This window comes from Paenibacillus sp. P3E, assembly GCF_001909045.1.
In the GTDB taxonomy this organism is placed as follows: domain Bacteria; phylum Bacillota; class Bacilli; order Paenibacillales; family Paenibacillaceae; genus Paenibacillus_AQ; species Paenibacillus_AQ helianthi.
In genome coordinates this window covers 16,013-37,971 of sequence record NZ_LVWH01000160.1, presented here as the reverse complement: position 1 = coordinate 37,971, position 21,959 = coordinate 16,013, and the positions used below count along the sequence as shown (strand labels likewise).

Below are 21,959 nucleotides of genomic sequence, written 5' to 3'. Positions count from 1 at the left end.
GCGGATGCATAAAAATATACAGGAAACCAGAACGCACCTGAGGAGTGTCGCTAATGAATCCTGTTTACCCCTATTACGGGGAACGTACGGTCTGCCGTGTGCAGCCTATAAGCTTTCCCCCGCAGCACCAGGACCGCCAGCCGGGCCTGGAGAGTCTGATGCAGCCCCGGCCCATCAGCGAGAACCCGGAGAGCCGCGGCAGCGGAAAGCTGAGCGGCAAAGTGGCACTCATCACAGGCGGAGACAGCGGGATCGGTAAAGCCGCTGCGATCGCTTTTGCCAAAGAAGGGGCCGACGTCGCCATTGCCTACTTATACGAAGCTTCGGATGCGGAAGCCACACAGCGGCGTATTGAAGAGCTGGGGCAACGTTGCCTGAGGATTCAGACGGATTTACGGTATAAAGCAAACTGTACTCAGGCGGTGGAGCATACCGTGCAGACCTTCGGCAAAATGGACATCCTGGTCAACAATCATGGTGTGCAGTATCCGCAGCAGAGCCTGCTGGATATCTCGGAAGCACAGCTCTACGAGACGTACCGCACGAATATTTTTCCGTTCTTTTTCCTGACACAGGCTGCACTTCCGCATATGGAACGCGGGGCAACGATCATCAATACAGCTTCTATTACGGCTTATCAGGGAAAAAAAGACCTTATCGATTATTCATCTACCAAAGGCGCGATTGTCTCGTTCACCCGCTCGCTCGCCCTGTCGCTGGCCGATCAGGGGATCCGTGTAAACAGCGTGGCTCCCGGACCCGTATGGACCCCGTTGATTCCTTCCAGCTTTTCCGCTGAAGAGACCAGCGTTTTTGGTAGCGACACCCCATTCAAGCGGGCTGCCCAGCCCTATGAGCTGGCTGGAGCCTATGTCTATTTAGCGGGTCCCGATTCTTCTTATGTCACCGGAACCTGTATTCATGTTAATGGAGGGGACATGGTTACAAGCTAACAGCCGCCGGAGGGATGGATGATCCCGGCAGCCGTGTTCACTTCCCTGAAAGGATGTTAAATAAATGAACAAGATAAAGGATTACAATCTTCCGTCCGTCCGTCTAAGCGCAGGGATGTACGCATTAACTAAACTGTCTGCCGCCGGTTTGACATTTATGCTGGTCTCCCTCGTGATGCTGGGATTCCCGCATACCGATGGCATCCCGGAAGGCTGGCCAACCTCAGTGCCTTACGCCATCTATGCCTACGGACTGCCGGCTGCGCTGGTCGCGGATGCGTTGCTGCGCGTGTTCCGCTCCACTTCGCTCGTCCCGGCCCTCCTCCTGTACGCGGCGGCCGGCTATGGCGCAGGCCTGTGGATCGCCTCGGAACAGGGAGGGGATGCAGTAACCTGCGGCATCGCCGGAATTTTTGCTCTGCTGCTGTTCCGGCTTGCACAGCTGGCCGGAGAGCGTCAGCCGCTCCTGCTTCCGGTATTTGCCCTGTTTGTCCCGCTGCTCTGCCTGGTGCTGTTCTAAGCTGTGCTTAGGGGGTATGTCCCCTTCGCTTGGCTGCATTTGCGCATCCGCGAACACACGGTGAGTTGAGATGTGTTGTGAATACCCCAGCACCGTTAGAGCCTTGCAAACGTATAACACCGCCCTGCCCTCCAGAACTCAGAGCGCCTCGATGATATCCCCGGCGGTCAGCGCCGCCGGATCATGGCGCAGGCGGACCGCTCTCTCACCCGCCAGCCCGTGCAGATAGACCCCAAAGGCCGCTGCCTGCACGGCATTCAGCCCCTGTGCGAGCAATCCGGCAATGATGCCGGTCAGCACATCGCCCGCACCGCCGGTTCCCATACCCGGATGGCCCGTGATATTCACATAAGCCTCACCTTCAGGTGTTGCGATGACTGTATGGGCTCCTTTGAGCACGAGGGTAACCCCGTGCTCCCGGGCATAAGTAAGCGCCAGACCGATCCGGTCCCGCTGCACCTCAGCCGTGGATAGCCGGGCCAGCCGGGCCATTTCCCCCGGATGAGGTGTCAGGATCACCGGATGGCAGCGGCTTGCCCAGGAGCCGTACTCACTGTCCGCCAGAATGTTCAGCGCATCGGCATCGATGACGAGAGGGGCTTCGATGCCTTCCCACAGTGCACGCAGCCATTCCCCGTCGCCTTCAAACCGGCCAAGCCCCGGTCCTACGGCAGTGACATCTCTTCCGCTGCTGAGCCGCAGCACTTCGGCGGCAGTCCCGGCGCTCCAGGCTCCGTTCTCCCCCCCGGCCGCTGCCAGCATCAGCTCCGGGGCCGCTCCGATGACATAGGGAAGCAGCATCGTAGGCAGCGCCCAAGTCACCAGGCCGCAGCCGGCGCGCAGCGCAGCGCGGGAAGCGAGCAGGCCAGCGCCGCTCATGCTTAAGGTTCCTGCCGCCACCAGGACATGCCCGTAGGTGCCCTTGTGGCCCTCCGGCGAACGGCGGCGCGACACGTCGACCTGCAGACGTGTCCTTAGCACCTCCGGCGTCAGCAGGCTGGCCGGGACGCCGCTCTCCCGGGCCAAGGCAGCCGGGATGCCGATGGAGCGGACCACCACCTGCCCGGCGCACGCTGCACCGGGATACTGCAGCAGCCCGCGCTTCAGGAACGCGAGGCAGACCGTCACTACCGCATGAATGCAAGGCTCATGCGCCCGGCCTGTGTCCGCATCCAGCCCGCTCGGGATGTCTGCGGACACAATCGGTTTGCCGCTGCCGTTCGCGGCGGCAATCAGCTCCGCATAGGCACCGCGCGGGGCTCCCGCGCTGCCGGTGCCGAGCAGCGCATCCAGGATGCCGCTGCATGCGACAAAGTCCACCCGGTCCCGGCCGTAGACTGCGGCGGGCAGGCCCAAGGCTGCAGCAGCATTCTGCTGCAGCGCGGCTTCGCCGGCCAGCGACTCCGGCGCGGCCGCATACACCAGCGTGACGGCGATACCCGCCTCACGCAGATGCCTGGCGGCGGCGAGGCCGTCGCCGCCGTTATTGCCTTTGCCGACGAGGACGAGCCAATGTTCGTCGCCGGCATGCTCCAGGGTCAGCGCGGCATCGCCGCTGACCGAGAACCCCGGCGGCTGGACCCCCGGGCCGCCGCTTCCCAGTGCCCCGGCGTCACCCCGTCCGCCTGGACCATATGCTCCGCCGTTCCGGCTCCTGCCCGCAGCGCCGGCATCTCCCCGCTCCAGCTCGCGCGTACCCGCAGCTTCGCTTGCTCCGCCTGCCTGATTCCAAGCAGCAGGGGTACCGCCTCCGCCGGCTTGGTACCGGCAGAACCGGATGATCTCCTCCGCAATGGCCCTGCCGGCATTTTCCATCAGCGCGATTGCAGGAATACCCAGCCGCTCAATGGTCTGCCGGTCCAGCTCCCGCATTTCCTCTGCAGTTACCACATACATAGCCCAGCCCCCTTTTTAATTGCTTTGTTTACAACATAAAATTCTTATCTTTCAAAAAAAGCCCTCCGGTCACGGAAGGCCACCTATTCATATGGTGCAGCGGGTTCTGCACGGTTAGCCTGTACCCGGCTCAATACCCAACCGTAAACCGGTTGCGGCTGAAATTCCCCTCTTCCAGTTCGTCAACAACAGCTACGGCAAAATCCTCCACGCTGATACTGCTGTCCCCGTTCTCATCCACCACCAGCCGGTCCAGGCCGATACGGAACTGTCCCGTCCGGCGGCCCGGGCGGATCGTGGCCGGCGGGCTGATGTACGTATAGTCGAGCGCAGAGCCGCTATAGATTTCATAGGCATGTCCATGCGCTTCCGCAAGCGGACGGAACTTCTCCGGGAATCCCGGCGAATCCATGAGCCATTCACCCGACTCCGTCTTCAGACTTCCAGCTCCGCCAACCACAAGCAGCCGCTGAAGACCGGCAGCCTGCAGACCCTCCAGCAGACTCTCAGCCGCACGCACCAGGTCATTCTCCCGCCCGGCAGCGGGGCCAAAGGCGCTGATCACCTCTTCATGTCCGCGCACTGCCTCCGCTACCGTCGCCGGGTCCAGAATATCGGCGGTGGCCACATGCAGACGCTCATGCTCCAGCTCTAAAGAGGCCGGATTCCAGACTACGGCGGTGACCTCATGTTTTCTTTTTAACGCTTCTTGCACAATAGCTCTGCCAATCGTTCCTGTTGCCCCAAAAACTACAACATCCATATCCTGAATGCCTCCCTTTCTCCTGCTGTATCTCCAAACGGTTACCCTATATTAGCGCCGCAGGAACATTCCCTGCGAATCAGGCATGATGAACAGTACCTGCAAATCCTGGCTGCTATTCTGTTACCAATATATATGACCTCACCACTGCCAAGCAAGAACGCCCATCCCATGCACAAGGAGTTGAAACATTATCCGTGGTGCGACGTACAATGACTCAGAGAACCTGTTCTTATAAGATCATATTATGATGTGGAAAGGTTTGGTGAAGTAATCATGACTCCAATAGGAAAACTGTTCAAGTGGGGCACCTTTGCTTATGAGGCTTTTCTGGCACTGCCGTTGATCGGGGGCGCTTTTGTTGTCGCTAATGCCTGGGTGCCGCTGGGTGTTGCCTTTTTGCTGCATGTCGTAGCCGTAGTCCTGCTGTTGAAAGAGCGTGGCCCTTTTATCGGGAACGTGATCGGGGTGATCACCTCGGTTGTCGGCTTAATCCCTTTGGTCGGATGGATTATGCACATTATTACTGCAATCATTCTGCTTATTGAGGGTATCTTCGCGCCACGGCGCACCCCACGCTACTAAGGGCGGAGGCATAGAAATCACAGAAGAAGGAGTACAACCTACCTCCATTGATAAAAGGTCTATACTAGGCATATTGCAGTCCAGGTCACTTATGAGGATCTGGATTCTTTTGCCTGGCTTGAATGTATTCCTATTCCGGCGGTTCCTCTCAGGAGCAGAGGCTGAGTAGAAATGTTTCTCCTCCCCACCTTCAAGCGAGCTATAGGCTTTCCGTTTTTTTATGCGCAGCATCAAAAGACTGGACCAAAGTCGGGCGGATTTTCAGACTTGGGGTTAGTGCTCATACAAGAATATCCAGTTATACTGAAAAAAGATCGGTAAAGGGGAGAGAATAATACAATGAAAAAACAAAGCTTTATGAAATCCTGGAGTCTGCTTATGAAGTCTCTTCCAAAAGGAATCCTAGCATTTGTAATTGCAGTTACGGGAATATGCGTAAGTTTGCCTCTGATCATATTATGGATTGGGTTACCCTTGCTGGCAGCAACACTTGCTGCGTGCCGCAGAATGATGGTACAAGAAGAACTAGTGGTGGATCACTGGATTCGCGGAGATCATCAACAGCCTGAACATACAGGCGATCCAGCACCTCTGCGCACGGATGGCCCAAGGTCGTTATTCACACTTCTTAGTCAAGGAAAAACATACCGGGGACTTATCTACAGCGTAGCACAGCTTCCCATAGGGATTCTCGGTTTTACATTGGCTATCGTCCTGCCGGCTACAGCCTTTGGGATTTTACTGTCTCCATTAGCCTATCTGGTGAGTGACAGACTGTTCTCCTTTGATCTTTTCGCATCCGATTCCACTCCGCTTCTCTTTCTGTACGACTTGTCATCGTTCGAGCGCTCCTGGATAGCCGCTGGCATTGGATTAGTGTTAACCTTATTACTGCCGTTGATCTTTCGGAAACTTGGGCAGTTATACGCGGCATGGGTGCACACGGTATCCAGCACATAATACGTCTCCCTTTTTCAGAGAGAGCAAAGAGGTGGACAGCAAGAAAAAACGAAGATCTTTCTGAAAAAATCAGAATGGACCTTCGCTTTTTATTGATAGGTGCCTCTTGCGTTTATTATGACAAGCCTTGCTTCTATCCTCGCCCCGCAGAACGGGAATCAGCCCGACGGCTTCCGGCCTCTCCACTATAACGTGCATTTGCAGTACTGTAGCATAAGCTTCTTTGAATCAGCTTCGACAAAACTGGCTTCGGAAGCCTCTTCACCGCGAAGTCTTGCGGGCCCAGCGCTGCAGTGTGTTGATTACGAGCAGCATCAGAAAAGAGATCAGTAGAAGCAGCAGTGCTACTGCTGTTGCCCCCGCATAATCGAATTTCTCCAGCTTGGACATGATGAGCAGCGGCGCAATCTCCGTGCGCATCGGCATATTTCTTCCACTTCTAATTCTCAGGAATACGCATATTCTGTATCTCTTGTACACCAGGCATAAACCCAAGGTTAAAATACACAGATTCCGCATCATTACCTTCCATAACATACAATCTCAGCAGAGGATATTTATCTTTCAGAATCGTTAAGGCCCTTTGTAACATGCGGGTAGCCAGACCTTTTCCTCTATGGGCAGGTGTAACCCCAATACTATATACCGCCGCTACGTTATCCTGCAGGCATAGGCGGCAATTTGCAATAAGCTGACCTGAATTCTTATCAAATACCAGGGTGGAGGCCTGAACTAATATTTCATTAGCATAATTAGGATCTTCATGGGGGATAAAATCCTCTAAAGAGGACTTTTTCCGCCTGACCGCTTCAAAACCTCCCCGAAAGCTATCAAAATCACAACGGGCAATCTCATTTTCGAGAATGAACCTCTTAGTCCCTTGACCATTTTCCAGAATTTCCGGACTCTCAATTCTTAAATCGTCATCCCAAACCACTTCAAAATGATCAGTAGGACGCTGCATCCACCGGCATCTGAACTCATCCGGCCAAAAGCCTGACCTCGCAAATAACTGAACCTGATCCGGAAGAACCTCATATGTCCTGATAGGCTCAGTCCGATCTGACCAATGTGTCAACAGTTCCTTGAGTTGCTTCAATACCTCAAAGGAGTCGTTAAACGGAGGGATAAAAAATAAATGGTAAATCACGTTCGGTGACATTCTGACTCCGCCTATTTTGGTTTCCCCTTTATAAATCCAAAATGCATTTTTGCGCGAACCGGCAAAGCCCTCTTCTCTAAAAAATCCGGTGTACTGCATATTATAATAGACAGAGCAAAATACTCCCCATTCTTCCGGCTCCGCCTTTCGGATCAAATATCCACCCGATAAATCATACATAATTGTATCAACAGACCAATCGCTTAATCGCATAATACCATCCCCCTTGTTCATGCAACAAATAGTACCAATGAGATTAACCGTTTACAATATATAAAATGATTATAGAAAAATTCCCACCATCCTGGAGCAACAAAAAAGACCCCCACTCGAATTTCGAATGAAGGTCTTGCATTATGCTTCTATCCTCGCCCCGCAGAACGGGAATCGGTCCGCCGGCTTCCGGCCTCTCCACTATAACGTGCATTTGCAGTACTGTTCTCAAAACGCTTGCGTTCTGTCCGCTCCATCTGTACAATTTGTCCTTCGTGTACCACAATATGCAGGGACCCGAATTCCATATCATCCAAAAGCTCCGCAATCCGCGTAAGCCATACCTCATCCACTTTCAGCGGCTTAGCCATTCTCCAGCCTCCCTTTCCCCGGACAGGGGATTCTCCACCAATCCCGTCATAACCAACCTGTATACTATGTTTTAACTTAGCATGGAATCAAAAGGGCTGTCAATGTGCATTTTTGCGTGTAAGCCAGCTTTTTACGATCATCGTTACCAGAGCCAGCAACAGCAGCAGGGAGGCCACGGCGAAGGAAGCCGAAAACTGATACTCGTTATACAAAATTTCGACATGCAGCGGCAGCGTGTTCGTCTCCCCCCGAATGTGCCCGGAGACAACGGATACCGCACCGAACTCCCCCATCGCCCGCGCGTTGCAGAGGATAATCCCATACAGCAGTCCCCATTTAATATTCGGCAGGGTCACCCGCCAGAAAATCTGCCAGCCATGCGCCCCCAGTGTAATAGCCGCTTCTTCTTCCTGCGTGCCCTGGTCCTCCATTAGCGGAATCAGCTCGCGGGCCACAAATGGAAAGGTCACAAACAGTGTGGCCAGCACAATGCCGGGGAGGGCGAATACAATCTTAATGTCATGGGCGCTGAGCCAGGAACCGAACCAGCCATTCGAGCCGAATACAAGCACAAAGATAAGTCCGCCAATGACTGGCGATACGGCAAAAGGCAGATCAATCAGCGTAATCAGAAACCCTTTGCCGCGAAAACGGAACTTGGTCACCGCCCAAGCCGCCATCACCCCGAACAGTGTATTCAGCGGTACGGTAATCACAGCAACCAGCAGCGTCAGCCGGAGAGCGGAAGCGGCATCAGGATCAGTCAGCGCTGCCAGAAATACATCCCAGCCCCGCTTCAGCGCTTCTGTCAGCACCACAATCAGCGGCAGGGCAATCAGCCAGAACAGCACAAGTGCGGCCGCAGCGACCAGCACCCATTTCACGGCAGAGGACTCCGTCGTTGCGGGGGAGGCTGCGTTCCGGTGCGTCCTGAGAGCAGCCATAGGGACAGTACCAGCCATGATTTCACCTCCTGAAAGTTTTGTAAGCATACACTTCTTTGAATCAGCTTCGATAAAACTGGCTTCGGAAGCCTCTTCACCGAGAAGTCTTGCGGGCCCAGCGCTGCAGTGTGTTGATTACGAGCAGCATCAGAAAAGAGATCAGCAGAAGCAGTAGAGCTACTGCGGTTGCCCCCGCATAATCGAATTGCTCCAGCTTGGACATGATGAGCAGGGGCGCAATCTCCGTGCGCATCGGCATGTTGCCGGAGATGAACACCACGGAGCCATATTCCCCGATCCCGCGGGCAAACGCCAGCGCAAAGCCGGTTAGCAGCGGCGGGAACAGTTCCGGGAGCACGATGCTGCGGAAGGTCCGCCAGCGTCCCGCTCCCAGTGTTGCCGAAGCTTCCTCCATATCCCGGTCGAGGTCCTCCAGCACCGGTTGTACGGTGCGGACCACAAAGGGAATGCCGATGAACATCAGTGCGAGTGTGATCCCGAGCGGGGTAAATGCGATCCTTAGCCCCAGCGGTTCCAACAGGGAGCCGATCCAGCCATTCTGTGAATACAGCGCCGTCAGGGAGACACCCGCTACAGCTGTCGGCAGTGCAAACGGCAGATCGATCAGGGCGTCAAAGATCCGTTTGCCCGGAAACTCATAGCGCACCAGCACCCATGCCAGCAGCAGCCCCAGAAAAGCATCGGCTAAGGCTGCCGCTGCCGCAGTGCTCAGGCTGACCCTGTACGAAGCCAGAACACGCGGGTCCGTAGCGATATCCCAGAATTTTGCCCAGCTGAGTCCTGTCGAATTGAACAGCAGTGCCGATAGCGGCAGCAGTACGACGAGACTCAGATAGAGTACGCTGTAGCCCATCGTTAGTCCGAAGCCCGGCAGCACCTTGCGCCGTACCGCAGCCGTAGTGGTGACATTCATGACCTATTCATCCCTTTCCGCCTTCGGCATGTAAGCCGATCAGCTTCCCTGCACAAGCCTGCTTGCCATAACTCTTACCATTTCTTCTGTATTTCGCCCATCCCGCGCTTATTTGGCTCCAGGCACATAGATCTTGTCAAAGATTCCGCCGTCATTGAAATGCTTTTCCTGCGTTTCTTTCCACGTTCCGAATTTATCCGCCAGCGTGAACAGCTTAATCTCAGGGAATTTATCCTTGTATTCCTCTTTTACACTCTCAAGGGTCGGACGGTAGTAGTTCTCCGCAGCGATTTTTTGCCCCTCTTCGGTATACAGATATTTCAGGTAGGCTTCTGCGACCTCACGGGTACCTCTTTTATCTACAACCTTGTCAACGACGGCAACCGGTGGTTCAGCCAGAATACTCTCGGACGGGTTAACAATTTCGAATTTGTCCGGGCCCAGCTCTTTAATCGACAGGTAGGCTTCATTCTCCCAGGCAATCAGCACATCACCGATTCCACGTTCTACAAAGGTCGTTGTTGCCCCGCGCGCCCCGGTATCCAGCACAGGCACATGCTTGAACAGCTCCTGGACAAACTCCTGCGCCTTAGCTTCATCATTATTGTTGTGATCAAGCGCATAACCCCAGGCAGCAAGGTAGTTCCAGCGGGCGCCGCCGGATGTTTTCGGGTTCGGGGTAATGACCTCTACACCTTCTTTTAACAAATCCGGCCAGTCCTTAATGCCTTTGGGATTGCCTTTGCGTACAAGAAACACAATGGTCGAGGTGTATGGGGAGCTGTTATGTTCGAATTTGCTTTCCCAGCCGTCATTGATCAGCCCTTTATTCTTCAGTGCGTCAATGTCATAGCCCAGGGCCAGGGTAACGACATCCGCTTCCAGGCCCTCCTGGACCGCCCGGCTCTGTGCGCCGGAGCCGCCATGCGATTGTTTAACCGTAACCTTCTGGCCGGTCTCCTTCTCCCAATAGGCAGAGAACGCCTTGTTATAATTCTCGTACAACTCGCGTGTAGGGTCATAAGATACATTCAGCAGCTCTACCGGATCTTTCGCCGGTGCCTTGGTAGCTTCAGCCGCTCCTGCCGCATTGCTTGCTGCCGGCGCATCTGTCTGGGCGGCCGCCCCATTATTCGAATTATTGTTGCCGCAAGCGGCAAGACCTGCCGTCAATAGTAATGTGAAACCAGTGATAAGTCCCTTCTTGATCCCTTTCTTCATCACAGCTTTCTTCATCACAAGCCACTCCCCTGTCCTTTTCTCTTGGCCGTTCTATTTGTGACACCCCATGAAGTTCCGATAAGCCTGCTTGCCCCTTGCATTTCAGCAAAAATAGACGGAGGAAGGCCCGCGTATGGCAGGTCAAACCGGTCCTGTGGACACGTGTCTGCGAGCTACTGGCGGGCGTTCCTCCGTCTGTACGGTAAGAACTTTATTCTATTATCCCTACCCATTTAGTGGGTTATGAAAATATAATACTGAAACCTCATCAGACTGTCAAACCTTTTTTTCAAAATAGCGGAAAGTCGGTTTGAGGCGGTTCTGACGACAGCAAGTGGCGGCGGTTCCTGCAAGATCCACTTGTTATTGAAGCAGTAAATGTAATATTATTGCTACATCTTATTGGTCAAAGGGGAACGGCTTTACCATCCTTTTAAGAGACGGAATCCGTTCTCAGTGAGAAATAGAAGGATGATTTATAGCGTGAACCATATAAGTCCTTATCTTTCAAAAAAAGCCGAAAGTACCGCAATAACCGGGGGAGACAAACATGGGAATGAATCTGGAGTATGTACCCGTGCCCGTACCTGTACCCGCACCCTCGCCGCAACGGCCACGTCTGCACAGGCGAATTCTGGGAGGGACGGCAAGGCGCATCCTGGACACGTACCGTTATGACACACAGTTATGGAGGACGGCGCTGGCCGGTCCTTGGGTCATATGCTTTTTGATGTTTACAGCAGCTGTCCTGGGCATTCCTACCGGACTCGGAAGTGCTGCCGATATTATGCTTGCAACTACCGCCGCGACCCTCATTCTAGGGTTTGCAGGAAATATTCTTGCTGTATTGCTGGCCCTGACAGGACTGCGCATCCCGCGCCTCTACGCGGGCTCTTTATTGAGCACTTTGGGGATAGTCCTACTAATCTTCTACGATGCGGATTTGGAGCTTGAAGCTGCAGCTGCCGTAGCTATAGTCGCCACTGTTCTCGGAGGGCTGGGCGGCGTGGCTCTGGGACTCCTGCGCACCCGGCGGTTCACTCTGGGGCTGGTGCTGGCTGCCCTCTTGCTGGCATCTCCGCTCGCCCTCCTGATTGGTGGCTCTGATGATGATGTGCCAGAGGTGACTGCTGCTGCCGGAAACCCCGCGCCCATCCCTGCCGAAGATCCGGGAGAGCCGGGGAACTATACCTACCGCAGCTTCACCTACGCCAGCGGCCAGGATCTGCATCGGACCGAATATGGCGATGAAACAGAGCTTATAACGTCCAATGTGGATGCCTCTGCTTACATTAAAAGCTGGCCCAAGCTCCGCACCTTATTCTGGGGCTTCGACTACAGTGCGCTTCCTGTAAATGCCCGCGTCTGGATGCCGGATGGAGATGGACCCTATCCGCTTGTGCTCATGGTGCACGGCAATCACATGATGGAGGATTACTCAGAGGGAGGCTACGCCTACTTGGGCGAGCAGCTCGCCAGCCGCGGGTTCATCGCGGTTTCACTGGATGAGAACTTTCTGAACTATTCCGCCTGGTCAGGCATTCCGGACAATGACTTCAAGGTGCGCACCTGGATGATTCTGAAACACCTGCAGCAGATTGGCAATTTCACGGAGCAGTCCGGCAACCCTTTCTATCACAAGGTGGACTACACCCGAACCGCGCTGCTCGGACACAGCCGCGGCGGGCAAGCCGTTGCCATGGCCGCTGATGCCGGACGGTGGTTCAAGAACGACCCGGCTTATGCCGCCGCCCGCCAGTTCCACATTGCATCTGTCATTGCGCTCGCGCCTACCGACAAGACGATTGATGATCAGCAGGCCCGCCTAGTGGATGTCAACTATTTGACCCTGCAAGGCGCACGCGACGGGGATGTACATGATTTCTACGGAGACCGGCAGTATATCCGTTCTTCCTTTACCGGGGCTGCCTCCTCGTTCAAAAGTTCACTGTATATCGCCGATGCTAATCACAGCCAGTTCAATACCAGCTGGGGACTGTATGACCAGTCGCTTCCGGCAGGACTGCTCCTGGACCGTACAGAGATAATGAATGGTGAGGCCCAGCGGCAGATTGCCAAGGTGTACGTTAGCGCCTTTCTGGAGACTACCCTGTATGGAGAGGAAGTCTACCAGAACCTGTTCCGCGATTACCGCAGCGGATTGCAGTGGCTTCCGGATACTGTATACTACAGCCGTTTCCAGAGCGGGGATTATATTCCCGTAGCCACTTTTGATGAAGACCGCAAAAAAGACACCGTCACCGGCGGAACCGCTGAAGCAGCGGGACTCATCTGGAACGAAGAGGTCGCCAAGGACCGGGAGTCCAATAGTAAAACCACCTATGGGCTTCTGCTGGAACATAAGGCAAAGGACAGCGCGGTGGCCTCTTACAGCATCAAGCTGAAGGACAGCGTGGCTGGCAGACTTGCCGAATCTGGGGCGTTGGGGCTGACGTTCTCCATGGCTAACCGCAATGCCGATACTGGAGATGCTGAGGATAGGCCGGAAACGGCGGTCTCCCCCCATGTGGAAGTCGAGTTGACGGACAGTAATGGTGTATCCGCCCGCCTTCCGGTGAATGAGTTCATGGATATTCTGCCTTTGCCCCGGACCCGGTTCACAATCCTTCCCTGGCTTGAGGAGCGGATGAGCGACGGCAAATACGGTGATCTCTCGGAAGCGGTGTTTCAGACCTATGAGCTGCCTTTTGCACGCTTTCTCGAAGAAGATCCTCGGTTTGAACCGGATAAACTGAGCGAAATCACCTTTTATCTGCAAAAGGGCGGTGACAGAATTATGCTGGATGATATCGGATTCTATGATAAAGGAAATGCAATGGAAGGGTCCAAGCAAACCGCAATTATACAATAAGCAAAAAGTTGTCATACAAGTGGACCCGCTACATTTATATCTAATAAAAAGTGCCTCCTATCTGCCGGCAGCAAGCCGCATAGGAGGCACTTCTAGGTTACAGCTGCTTCAGGCAGACCGGTGACGGAATTTCCAGCTCATTGCCAGTAGGAATCAGTCTTCCGGTATCCCTGTCAATTCTAAACGAAACGATATTATCGCTGTTCTGATTCGCCGAGAGCAGCATGCCGCCAATAATGGCGAAATTGCGTGGTGTCCGGCCCCCGGAAGTCACCCAATCCTGCGGCTCCAGTAAGCCCGTGGCTGCGTCGATATAGAACACAGCAATGCTATCATGCCCGCGGTTGGAAGCGTACAGGAAACGGCCGCACGGGGATACATGGATATCAGCAGCTGTGTCGTCGCTGCCGGCTGCATAATGCTCCGGCAAAGAGCTTACGTTCTGCAGAATCTTCAGATTAGCAGACGTTTCATCGTTAGCAAATACAGTAATTGTGCTGTTCAGCTCATTAATCAGGTATAACCATTGTCCCGAAGGATGTCCGGCCAGATGACGGGGACCCGAGCCTGGCGGGAGTGGAACTTCTCTGTGAGTGACCAGCTTGCCGTCCTCCAAGCGGTAGAACACAATCTGATCCAGCCCCAGATCACAGACCAGCACATGGCTTCCGGTCCGGTCAGGAATAACCGAATGGGGATGTGGCGCTTCCTGCCGGTCTTCCCTTATACCCGAACCCTCATGCTTCACTTGGGCGGACATCTCCAGGAGCGAACCATCCGCATTCACCGGAAAGACGTTGACGTTGCCTCCCGAATAGTTGGAGACAAATATGTAATCCTCTTGCGGGGAGATCGACACATAGCAAGGAGCGCCTCCATCTGTTGGCCTGCTTCCCAGCAGGCGCAGTGCTCTGCTTCCGGGCTCAATCGCAAAAGCATAGACCTCGCCCTCATCCTTCTCACTTACAGCATATAGTACCGTTCCTGAACGGTTCACTGCCAGATATGAGGGATTCTCAATGCCCTTGGTGTTGTTCAGCACCCTCATTTCTCCGGTATCCTTGTTCAGAGCCCCCAGTATAATTGCTTCATGATCTGCGCTGTTATAGGTTCCTGCATAGAATAGAACTTCATTAGGCTGTTGCATGTCTGCGTCTCCTTTTATTGTATAGAGGTACGTAGTTCCATTTACTTCTTATATACCCTTTTCCTAATACTCTTTACCCGGGGAACCCACCCGCGGTTCCCGGTCTTTTTTCACTATAACATGATTATGTACCCAATACCTCACCCGGTTTAAACAGCCTATTTCAGGACATAATGAAGTACTAGTTATTAGGATGCCTACAATATTTGACAATGGTTTAAACGCCCGGCTTGAGGTTAATAGTAACCATCGAAGATAACAAAAACCCAAAGGAGCTGAAGCATAATGAGTTTATTATGGATGTTGATTGTTGGTGGCGTAATTGGTTGGTTGGCTGGTCTGATTATGGGCAGAGATATTCCAGGTGGTGTGATCGGTAACATTATCGCCGGTATTCTCGGTTCATGGCTTGGCGGAATGCTGCTGGGAAGCTGGGGACCTAAGATCAGTGATTTCTACGTCTTCCCTTCGCTAATCGGTGCAATCGTCCTAATCTTTATCGTCAGCCTGATTCTCCGTTCGGTCGGTGGACGCAGCCGTTCTTAAGGCTTAGCAGGAGTGCAAGTAGAAACGGATGTGCTGTCCTCTAAGGGATGTACCCGTTTCAGTTAGAAACCCGCCAAGGTCCCTCTTGGCGGGTTTCTTGCGGCTTAATCCGTTGTCCGGCAGGCAGGAATTACTGGATTACCGCCAAGAAGCGTTCGATGTTTTGCCTTCTTTTTTCTGCTATAATGGAAAAATAAGTGACACATATCACAGAGAGGAAAGTGAATCATGGGCAATATCAACCCTTCACTTCTGCATGTCGGCTCCACTGTGGGGGCTCTATTCATGGCGCTGATGGTTATTTTCATCCGCCTGAAGGCTAGCTCGCGTCCCGTGACGATCCGCAAAATATGGATTCCGCCGCTCGGCATGTCCACAGGCTTTGCCATGTTTGTTGTACCTGAAGTCAGATTCCCCTTGTGGTGGGCGGCGGCGGCTTTTCTGATTGGCTGGTTTATATTTGCCTATCCGCTGATTCGCAGCACTAAGTTTGAAGAACGGGAAGGCCAGATCTTTGCCCGGCGTTCCAAAAGCTTCGCCTTCATTCTGCTCGGATTGCTGCTGATCCGCACCCTGCTGCATGAATTCATCAATCAATATGTATCCATTCCGCAGTCAGGCGGACTCTTCTTCATTCTGGCCTTCGGCATGATCCTCCACTGGAGATTCTTCATGTATAAGCGGTACAACCAGATGGCTCCACCGGAATCCCGCATCCCGCAGCCCCGGGGTTGATACTTATTCATAGAGCGAAAATAAGGAGCATTCGGAGCTTGGCGGGCTCAGGAATGCTTCTTTATATTTTTCCGCTTGTCAACTTACATTCCCCCTCCCCACTAGTTTGCATATAATATCAGTAGACCGCCCAGGCTTTTCTAACTCCCCGTGTCATTTGTGACAGAATATGAACAGATCGGCAACCCTTTTTTGTTCCTGATGTCAGGTAACTTACGATGAGATCAGTTAGAATATAAGCAGATATCCTTTTAGAGAGTGGGGACATGGCAATTGAAAAGTAAATCAAGAAAAGTGGCGATCGTCGGCTCGGGAATGGTCGGCTCCAGCTGTGCCTATTCCATGGTCAATCAGGCAATATGCGATGAGATCATGATGATTGACCGCACGTATGACCGCGCGATGGCACAAGCACTTGATCTCTCGCACTGCATGGATTTCACCGGAACCCGTACCAAGGTATATGCCGGCACTTCCAGCGATTGCGCCGGAATGGACGTTGTCATTCTGACAGCAGGTGCCAATCCCATGCCGGGACAGAGCAGACTGGATGTTCTTGATGCTGCTGCAGTGATTACGAAGGAAATTATTACGGAAATTATGGCTGGCGGCTTCGATGGTATCTTCGTGGTTGCTGCTAATCCTGTTGATATTGTCACCTATATGGTATGGAAAATATCCGGACTGCCGCGCCACAGAATTATTGGCACCGGAACCTCTATCGACTCTTCGCGCCTGAAGACGCTTCTGTCAGAGGTATTCACCATCGATCCCCGCAGTGTCAACGGTTACGCGCTGGGCGAACATGGTGAATCCCAATTCGTGGCCTGGTCCCACGTAACGATCGGCGGCAAACCGATTCTCCAGATCATGGCGCAGCACCGCGAGCGGTTCAGCACCCTCGATCTGGAAGACATCGCCCGCAAGACTAAGGATGCCGGCTGGGAGATTTTCACGCGCAAGGGCTCGACACATTTTGGCATCGGCAGTGCGCTGGCCTATATCACCCGCTCTATCCTGAATGATGAGCATAAAATCATTGCCGTCTCCGCCATATTGGACGGAGAATACGGGCAAACCGGTGTATGCGCCGGAGCACCGGCGATTATCGGCAGCGGCGGGATACAGGAACTGCTCGAGCTGAACCTGAGCCCGGAGGAATCCACGAAGCTTGAGGCTTCCTGCCATATTATCCGGCGTGGCATAGAGAGTCTGCACCTGGAAGAAAAGGTGTAATTACTCCCTGCAAGTTGAAACGGCTATGCCATACTTCATAGAAAGGTATCCGTTTCAGCGAGAACGATAAGAATCATTTATTGCGCGAAGCCTATAAATTCTTATCTTTTAAAGTAAACACCCCTCGACTTCACACGGCAGTGTGTAGAATCGGGGGGTGTTTTCATCTGGTTTCATCTGTTTTTAAGCGCTTGGATATAACCTTAACCTTAACGGAATTTCTCAATCTCGCCTTTTAGCTCGGACATCATCTCATTCAGGGATTGCGCTGAGCTTACGACCTTTTTCATAAGTTGCATCTGGTCTTCAGAAGCATGGGAGACTGCATGGGCATTCTCCGCTGAATCCTTGGCAATGGTCAGCATATCGGAGACCGAAGCCGTAATCTCCTCCGTCCCGGCAGACATTTGCTCATTAATGGCGGAAACGTCCTGGATCTGTGTAGAAACCTCCCGTATGGAGGAACGGATGTGTTCGAAGGATGTACCCACATTTTTCATTTTGCCCATACCATCGCCAATTTCAGCGATGCTCTTGTCCATAGACAATGCAGCATCGGTGGTAGAGGTTTGAATCTGCTTGATCAGCTCCACGATATTTATAATGGAGGTGTTGGTCCGCTCAGACAGCTTCTTGACTTCATTCGCCACGACACCGAAGCCACGTCCATGCTCGCCTGCACGGGCAGCTTCAATTGAAGCGTTGAGCGACAGGAGTCCGGTCTGATTCGCGATTTCAGAGATGACATCGACAATTTGTCCGATCTGCTCAGATTGCTGTGTCAGCGCTTGGATGAGCTCAGAGGTTTGACCGGCTGTTGTGGTAATGACCGTCATTTGCGCCAGCGTAGATTGAATCTCCAGATAACCGTTTTCGACCTCTGCACTCACGGTTTCTGCCTGATCGGACACACTTACGGAGGATTCCGCGATTCTCTGCAGGCCGACAGCCATTTCTTCGGTAGCGCGCGCTGATTGCTCCGACCCTTTGAACTGCTCCTTCATGCCATGTGCAACCTCTTGGATTACAGTAGCAATTTCAGCCGAGGTATTGGAGGATTGGTTGGCGTATTCCAGCAGTCCTTCGGCAGCGGCAGCTACCTGCAGCACTGTGGAATCAATGGTTCCGACAATCCCTGACAGTGAAGTAACCGTATCATTGATACTCTCGCTCATTTGCCCGATCTCATCCCCCGAACGGACAGCAACCCTTTCACTCAGATGGCCGCCAGCCACTCTTTTCATTACGCCGGAGATCGCTACCAGCGGCTTAACCGCCATGCGCGTAAGATATAAAGAAATCACACTCACAATCAGAATGATGCCAATGATTAATATCGTGGCTAAGCGCTGAGCAGAATTCACCTGGGCAAAAATCTCGCTTTTCGGCACATTGATCATCAGCTTCCAATCCGTACCGGGAATGGTCTTGAAATATGTAATGACCGTCTTACCGTCTTCACCTGTATAGGTTTCCGAGCCGCTCTCGCGGCTGAGAATAGCGGCGACAGCCTTCTTCATCTCCGGCTCCTTGGCATAATCGGCGATGTTTTTGCCAATCCGGCTCATATCCGAATACGCATAATAGTCTCCCTTGCCGGAAACTACATAGCCGTAGCCGCTCTCAGCCACATGGATGCTTTTGCTCATCTCCTTCAGGATATCGGGTGTAACCGAAAACGCAATCCCTCCGGTAAATTGCTTCTGCTTATCCACTACAGGTACGACGAGCGGGATGATGTACTTTTTGAGCGGCTCCAGGTACGACATATCACCTACTGCCGGTGTAAGAGACTCCTTGGACTTTATGAAATAGGCTGATTTCGCCATATCGGCCGTCAAGTTCATCGTATTGGTCAGCAGGCCCTCTTTGTTAATGACACTGTACCCCTCGGACTGGGTGTCACTCTCCTCAAGCACCTTCACTACCGGAAAAATGCTCTCCGGCTTCGCTGTGTCAAACTCCGGATGCTGCGCGATGAGCTCCTGTACAGCCGAGGTCCGGCCTTTCAGCCATTCATCGATCCGGGAAGTGTTCATCTCCAGGATTTTGGTAGCCAGTTCCTCGCTGTCCGACCGGGTCACACCACCGAAATACTGTATCAAAAAGATGGTTGTCCCCAGCAAGGGCACGATGGAAATGGCAAGAATCACAAGCGACCATTTGGTTTGCACGGATGTTGATTTTCTTCCTTTTGCTTTCATTTTCATTTTTTCCGGTACATCTGTCTTATCCACCTTAGTTTCCCCCCAGCAAAACTGATAATGATCTTCCATATGCTGTAAATCTATAGTGTTATATCGGCAATAACAGACAAAAAACATTAGTTTCCACATAAAAAATAAGCCTCGGGACCCACAATTTGGGATATCGATGCTTATTTTTTTCATACTATTTATTTGCTGGTGCAAAGGAGAATGGTTTACACCGCTTTGGGAGCCTGCAGGGCCCGTACACTGTTCAGAACCGCAAGCACGGTCACCCCCACATCCGAGAAGACGGCTTCCCACATCGTGGCGATTCCGAATGCGCCAAGCAGCAGAAATATAGCCTTCACTGCAAGGGCAAAAATAATATTCTGCCAGACAATAGTCCGCGTACGCTTGGCAATACTGATCGCTGTAGCAATCTTTGAAGGCTCGTCAGTCATAATTACGATATCTGCCGCTTCAATCGCTGCATCCGACCCCAGGCCGCCCATGGCGATGCCGACATCTGCTCTGGCCAGTACCGGTGTATCATTAATCCCATCGCCCACAAATATTATTTTTTCCCGTTGTGACTTTTCCCGCTCCAGCTTCTCAATGGCCTCCACCTTATGCTGGGGCAGCAGCTCAGCGTGGATCTCCCCTATGCCCAGCTGCTGTCCAACCGCTTCCGCCACGGCCAAGGCATCTCCTGTCAGCATCACGGTTCTGTGAATTCCGAGCCGTCCCAGGGCCTGAACCGCCTGAAGCGAATCCTCTTTCACTTCATCGGCAATCACCAGATAACCCGCATACTGCTTATCTACGGCGATATGGACCACAGTTCCGTGCGCTTCCGGCGTCCGGCTGGCAATGCCTTCACGCTCCATCAGCCGTGCATTCCCCGCCAGTACCGCCCTTCCCTCTACCGTAACCGCGATACCATGACCCGATATTTCGTTGTAGTCCGCTATGGCCTCACCAGGAATCTCTTCACCGTAAGCTGCACGGATAGATTCCGCAATCGGATGGCTGGAGTGGCTCTCGGCATAGGCAGCGGTCCGCAGCAGATCATTCTCCTCAAATCCCTCGGTAGGGTAAATCCCCGCCACCTTGAACTCACCTTTGGTGAGCGTTCCCGTCTTATCAAAGACAACAACCTTAACATCGTTCAAGGCCTCCAGGAAATTGCTGCCCTTGACGAGAATGCCACTTTTGGAAGCTGCGCCAATACCGCCGAAGAAGCCGAGCGGTATCGAGACGACCAGCGCGCAAGGGCAGGAGATGACGAGAAACACGAGTGCCCGGTAGATCCAATCCGAGAAGGTGGCCCCGCTCAGTACGAGCGGAGGGATGACAGCCAGCAGCAGCGCCGTAATAACCACTACAGGAGTATAGCCTCTGGCAAACTTGGTGATAAAATTCTCGGTTTTCGCCTTATTGTTGGAGGCATTCTGCACCAGCTCCAGAATCTTGGAGACGGCAGATTCCCCAAAATTCTTCGTGACCTCAATCGTAACTACGCCATTGCGGTTAATGAAACCGCTCAGGACCTTGCTGCCCGGTTCAGCAGCGCGCGGCACCGATTCCCCGGTCAGCGCTGAGGTATCCATCATGGCGCTGCCCTCAAGGATAGTTCCATCGAGCGGAACCTTCTCGCCCGGTTTGACCACAATATGGTCGCCGATATTCACTTCTTCCGGTGCAACACGTCTTAGACTGCCGCCTTCCTTCAGATATGCGAATTCTGGACGGATATCCATCAGTGCCGAAATCGAGCGGCGGGAACGGTTGACAGCTAGGCCCTGAAAGAGCTCGCCCACCTGATAGAACAGCATAACGGCAACGCCTTCCGGGTATTCTCCAATCGCGAATGCCCCTATCGTCGCCAGCGCCATCAGGAAGTTCTCGTCGAAGACCTGACCCCGGATGATGTTCCGGGCAGCAGACCAGACCACTTCGCCTCCAACCATCAAATAAGCAGCCAGAAAAATCAGCAGCTCCGCCATTCCGCTGACCGGCAGGAACATTCCGGCAGCCGCAAGAACAGCTCCGGCTCCCAACCGAAGCAGGATACGCCGGGTGTCGCCTTCGCCATGCTCATGGCTATGTCCATGGGCATCGCCGTGCTCATGGCTATGTCCATGGGCATCGCCGTGCTCATGGGCTTCATGGCTATGGTCGTGAGTACCGCTGTGGCTGTGGGCAGCCACATGATCATCGGCACTATGATTGAGGCTCTGCACATCAGCTTGGCTGTGGGCTTCATGGCTGTGTCCATGAGCAGCTGCAGATTGATGAGTGTGCTCGGGGCTAATTCCCTGCTCCGGACCGCTGCCCGCCTGCGGCTGTCTGCGAACCCCTGCTGCCTTCAATTCCTTAATCTTCACGTGGGGCTCAAGTGTGTTTACCGTCCGCCGGGCTTCGGCAGATATGGCTTCAGCATCAGCTGCTGCGGTTTCCAGCGTCATCAGCTTCATGGTAAAATTCACTGAGCAAAATGCGACTCCCTCAATTTTTTTGACCTTATTTTCAATTTTCATGGCGCAATTGGCACAATCCAGCCCTTCCAGCATCCACTGTTTTCTTACATTTCCTTGGACCGCATTCAAATGACTCATCTCCTTGGTAAAACCTATATATGAGTATCTGTTCATATGTTTACTTACACACATTATATGCCCCTCAATCTTGGAGTGTCAATGCAAAGTGCA

Annotated in this window: 18 protein-coding genes and 1 pseudogene; 8 read left to right on the top strand and 11 right to left on the bottom strand. The window is 53.2% G+C overall.

The window, feature by feature from the left end; translation table 11 throughout:
- Window positions 1–53: 53 nt before the first annotated feature.
- The gene (locus tag A3842_RS13500) at window positions 54–953 is read left to right on the top strand and encodes an SDR family oxidoreductase (RefSeq protein ID WP_074101761.1); all 900 of its coding nucleotides are present in this window, start codon (window positions 54–56) and stop codon (window positions 951–953) included.
- Between the two features lie 64 nt (window positions 954–1,017).
- A complete protein-coding gene (locus tag A3842_RS13495) occupies window positions 1,018–1,473 on the top strand; it encodes a hypothetical protein (RefSeq protein WP_074101760.1) in 456 nt (151 codons plus the stop codon).
- A gap of 138 nt (window positions 1,474–1,611) precedes the next feature.
- Here the strand turns inward: A3842_RS13495 and A3842_RS13490 are convergent, their stop codons facing one another.
- A complete protein-coding gene (locus A3842_RS13490; protein WP_074101759.1) occupies window positions 1,612–3,369 on the bottom strand; it encodes a bifunctional ADP-dependent NAD(P)H-hydrate dehydratase/NAD(P)H-hydrate epimerase in 1,758 nt (585 codons plus the stop codon).
- A gap of 130 nt (window positions 3,370–3,499) precedes the next feature.
- Window positions 3,500–4,132 (bottom strand): NAD(P)-dependent oxidoreductase, encoded by a 633-nt coding sequence (locus A3842_RS13485; RefSeq protein ID WP_074101758.1) that lies wholly within the window; start codon window positions 4,130–4,132, stop codon window positions 3,500–3,502.
- Between the two features lie 276 nt (window positions 4,133–4,408).
- On the opposite strand from A3842_RS13485, the gene A3842_RS13480 reads away from it, so the two are divergent.
- Both A3842_RS13480 and A3842_RS13475 read left to right on the top strand, forming a co-directional pair.
- The gene (locus A3842_RS13480; protein WP_074101757.1) at window positions 4,409–4,717 is read left to right on the top strand and encodes a hypothetical protein; all 309 of its coding nucleotides are present in this window, start codon (window positions 4,409–4,411) and stop codon (window positions 4,715–4,717) included.
- 339 nt (window positions 4,718–5,056) lie between these two features.
- Window positions 5,057–5,677: a sensor domain-containing protein gene (locus tag A3842_RS13475; protein ID WP_074101756.1), complete on the top strand. Its 621-nt coding sequence runs from the start codon at window positions 5,057–5,059 to the stop codon at window positions 5,675–5,677.
- A gap of 261 nt (window positions 5,678–5,938) precedes the next feature.
- Here A3842_RS13475 and A3842_RS13470 read toward each other — a convergent pair.
- From A3842_RS13470 to A3842_RS13445, 6 genes and pseudogenes are all read right to left on the bottom strand, one after another.
- Window positions 5,939–6,178 (bottom strand): annotated as a pseudogene (locus A3842_RS13470) (sulfate ABC transporter permease subunit CysT); the annotation flags it as partial.
- Window positions 6,117–7,052 (bottom strand): GNAT family N-acetyltransferase, encoded by a 936-nt coding sequence (locus A3842_RS13465; RefSeq protein WP_074101755.1) that lies wholly within the window; start codon window positions 7,050–7,052, stop codon window positions 6,117–6,119. The gene A3842_RS13465 and the pseudogene A3842_RS13470, both read right to left, overlap by 62 nt.
- Before the next feature lie 149 nt (window positions 7,053–7,201).
- The gene (locus tag A3842_RS13460) at window positions 7,202–7,423 is read right to left on the bottom strand and encodes a YezD family protein (RefSeq protein ID WP_074086690.1); all 222 of its coding nucleotides are present in this window, start codon (window positions 7,421–7,423) and stop codon (window positions 7,202–7,204) included.
- 99 nt (window positions 7,424–7,522) lie between these two features.
- The gene (gene cysW / locus A3842_RS13455; RefSeq protein WP_074101754.1) at window positions 7,523–8,386 is read right to left on the bottom strand and encodes a sulfate ABC transporter permease subunit CysW; all 864 of its coding nucleotides are present in this window, start codon (window positions 8,384–8,386) and stop codon (window positions 7,523–7,525) included.
- A gap of 76 nt (window positions 8,387–8,462) precedes the next feature.
- On the bottom strand, window positions 8,463–9,302 hold the full coding sequence (gene cysT / locus A3842_RS13450) for a sulfate ABC transporter permease subunit CysT (protein ID WP_074086689.1): 840 nt from the start codon (window positions 9,300–9,302) through the stop codon (window positions 8,463–8,465).
- Between the two features lie 108 nt (window positions 9,303–9,410).
- Complete coding sequence (locus A3842_RS13445; protein WP_074101787.1) at window positions 9,411–10,523, bottom strand: sulfate ABC transporter substrate-binding protein; 1,113 nt, start codon at window positions 10,521–10,523, stop codon at window positions 9,411–9,413.
- A 550-nt stretch (window positions 10,524–11,073) separates the two neighbouring features.
- Between A3842_RS13445 and A3842_RS13440 the strand changes: the two genes are divergently transcribed.
- Window positions 11,074–13,395 carry an alpha/beta hydrolase family protein gene (locus tag A3842_RS13440; protein WP_083609581.1) on the top strand — a complete coding sequence of 774 codons (2,322 nt, stop codon included), beginning with the start codon at window positions 11,074–11,076 and terminating at the stop codon, window positions 13,393–13,395.
- Window positions 13,396–13,492: 97 nt separating this feature from the next.
- Here A3842_RS13440 and A3842_RS13435 read toward each other — a convergent pair whose 3' ends face one another.
- Entirely contained in the window at window positions 13,493–14,542 is a 1,050-nt protein-coding gene (locus A3842_RS13435) for a lactonase family protein (protein ID WP_074101753.1), read from the bottom strand.
- Window positions 14,543–14,827: 285 nt separating this feature from the next.
- Here A3842_RS13435 and A3842_RS13430 point away from each other — a divergent pair, with 285 nt between their 5' ends.
- The 3 genes from A3842_RS13430 to A3842_RS13420 all read left to right on the top strand — a co-directional run bounded on the left by A3842_RS13430 (window position 14,828) and on the right by A3842_RS13420 (window position 17,059).
- Window positions 14,828–15,088: a GlsB/YeaQ/YmgE family stress response membrane protein gene (locus A3842_RS13430; RefSeq protein ID WP_074086687.1), complete on the top strand. Its 261-nt coding sequence runs from the start codon at window positions 14,828–14,830 to the stop codon at window positions 15,086–15,088.
- Window positions 15,089–15,316: 228 nt separating this feature from the next.
- A complete protein-coding gene (locus A3842_RS13425; protein ID WP_074101752.1) occupies window positions 15,317–15,823 on the top strand; it encodes a CcdC family protein in 507 nt (168 codons plus the stop codon).
- Between the two features lie 273 nt (window positions 15,824–16,096).
- A complete protein-coding gene (locus A3842_RS13420) occupies window positions 16,097–17,059 on the top strand; it encodes an L-lactate dehydrogenase (protein ID WP_074086685.1) in 963 nt (320 codons plus the stop codon).
- Window positions 17,060–17,268: 209 nt separating this feature from the next.
- Here the strand turns inward: A3842_RS13420 and A3842_RS13415 are convergent, their stop codons facing one another.
- Window positions 17,269–19,296 (bottom strand): methyl-accepting chemotaxis protein, encoded by a 2,028-nt coding sequence (locus A3842_RS13415; RefSeq protein WP_083609580.1) that lies wholly within the window; start codon window positions 19,294–19,296, stop codon window positions 17,269–17,271.
- Window positions 19,297–19,481: 185 nt separating this feature from the next.
- Window positions 19,482–21,857, bottom strand: a complete 2,376-nt coding sequence (locus A3842_RS13410; RefSeq protein WP_074101751.1) for a heavy metal translocating P-type ATPase — start codon at window positions 21,855–21,857, stop codon at window positions 19,482–19,484.
- Between the last annotated feature and the right edge of the window lie 102 nt (window positions 21,858–21,959).

What these genes read in the sequence shown, in the direction of transcription:
- A3842_RS13500 (WP_074101761.1), top strand. Translation starts at nt 54, where the DNA reads ATGAATCCTGTTTACCCCTATTACGGGGAACGTACGGTCTGCCGTGTG.
- A3842_RS13495 (WP_074101760.1), top strand. Translation starts at nt 1,018, where the DNA reads ATGAACAAGATAAAGGATTACAATCTTCCGTCCGTCCGTCTAAGCGCA.
- A3842_RS13490 (WP_074101759.1), bottom strand. Translation starts at nt 3,369, where the DNA reads ATGTATGTGGTAACTGCAGAGGAAATGCGGGAGCTGGACCGGCAGACC.
- A3842_RS13485 (WP_074101758.1), bottom strand. Translation starts at nt 4,132, where the DNA reads ATGGATGTTGTAGTTTTTGGGGCAACAGGAACGATTGGCAGAGCTATT.
- A3842_RS13480 (WP_074101757.1), top strand. Translation starts at nt 4,409, where the DNA reads ATGACTCCAATAGGAAAACTGTTCAAGTGGGGCACCTTTGCTTATGAG.
- A3842_RS13475 (WP_074101756.1), top strand. Translation starts at nt 5,057, where the DNA reads ATGAAAAAACAAAGCTTTATGAAATCCTGGAGTCTGCTTATGAAGTCT.
- A3842_RS13465 (WP_074101755.1), bottom strand. Translation starts at nt 7,052, where the DNA reads ATGCGATTAAGCGATTGGTCTGTTGATACAATTATGTATGATTTATCG.
- A3842_RS13460 (WP_074086690.1), bottom strand. Translation starts at nt 7,423, where the DNA reads ATGGCTAAGCCGCTGAAAGTGGATGAGGTATGGCTTACGCGGATTGCG.
- cysW (WP_074101754.1), bottom strand. Translation starts at nt 8,386, where the DNA reads ATGGCTGGTACTGTCCCTATGGCTGCTCTCAGGACGCACCGGAACGCA.
- cysT (WP_074086689.1), bottom strand. Translation starts at nt 9,302, where the DNA reads ATGAATGTCACCACTACGGCTGCGGTACGGCGCAAGGTGCTGCCGGGC.
- A3842_RS13445 (WP_074101787.1), bottom strand. Translation starts at nt 10,523, where the DNA reads ATGAAGAAAGGGATCAAGAAGGGACTTATCACTGGTTTCACATTACTA.
- A3842_RS13440 (WP_083609581.1), top strand. Translation starts at nt 11,074, where the DNA reads ATGGGAATGAATCTGGAGTATGTACCCGTGCCCGTACCTGTACCCGCA.
- A3842_RS13435 (WP_074101753.1), bottom strand. Translation starts at nt 14,542, where the DNA reads ATGCAACAGCCTAATGAAGTTCTATTCTATGCAGGAACCTATAACAGC.
- A3842_RS13430 (WP_074086687.1), top strand. Translation starts at nt 14,828, where the DNA reads ATGAGTTTATTATGGATGTTGATTGTTGGTGGCGTAATTGGTTGGTTG.
- A3842_RS13425 (WP_074101752.1), top strand. Translation starts at nt 15,317, where the DNA reads ATGGGCAATATCAACCCTTCACTTCTGCATGTCGGCTCCACTGTGGGG.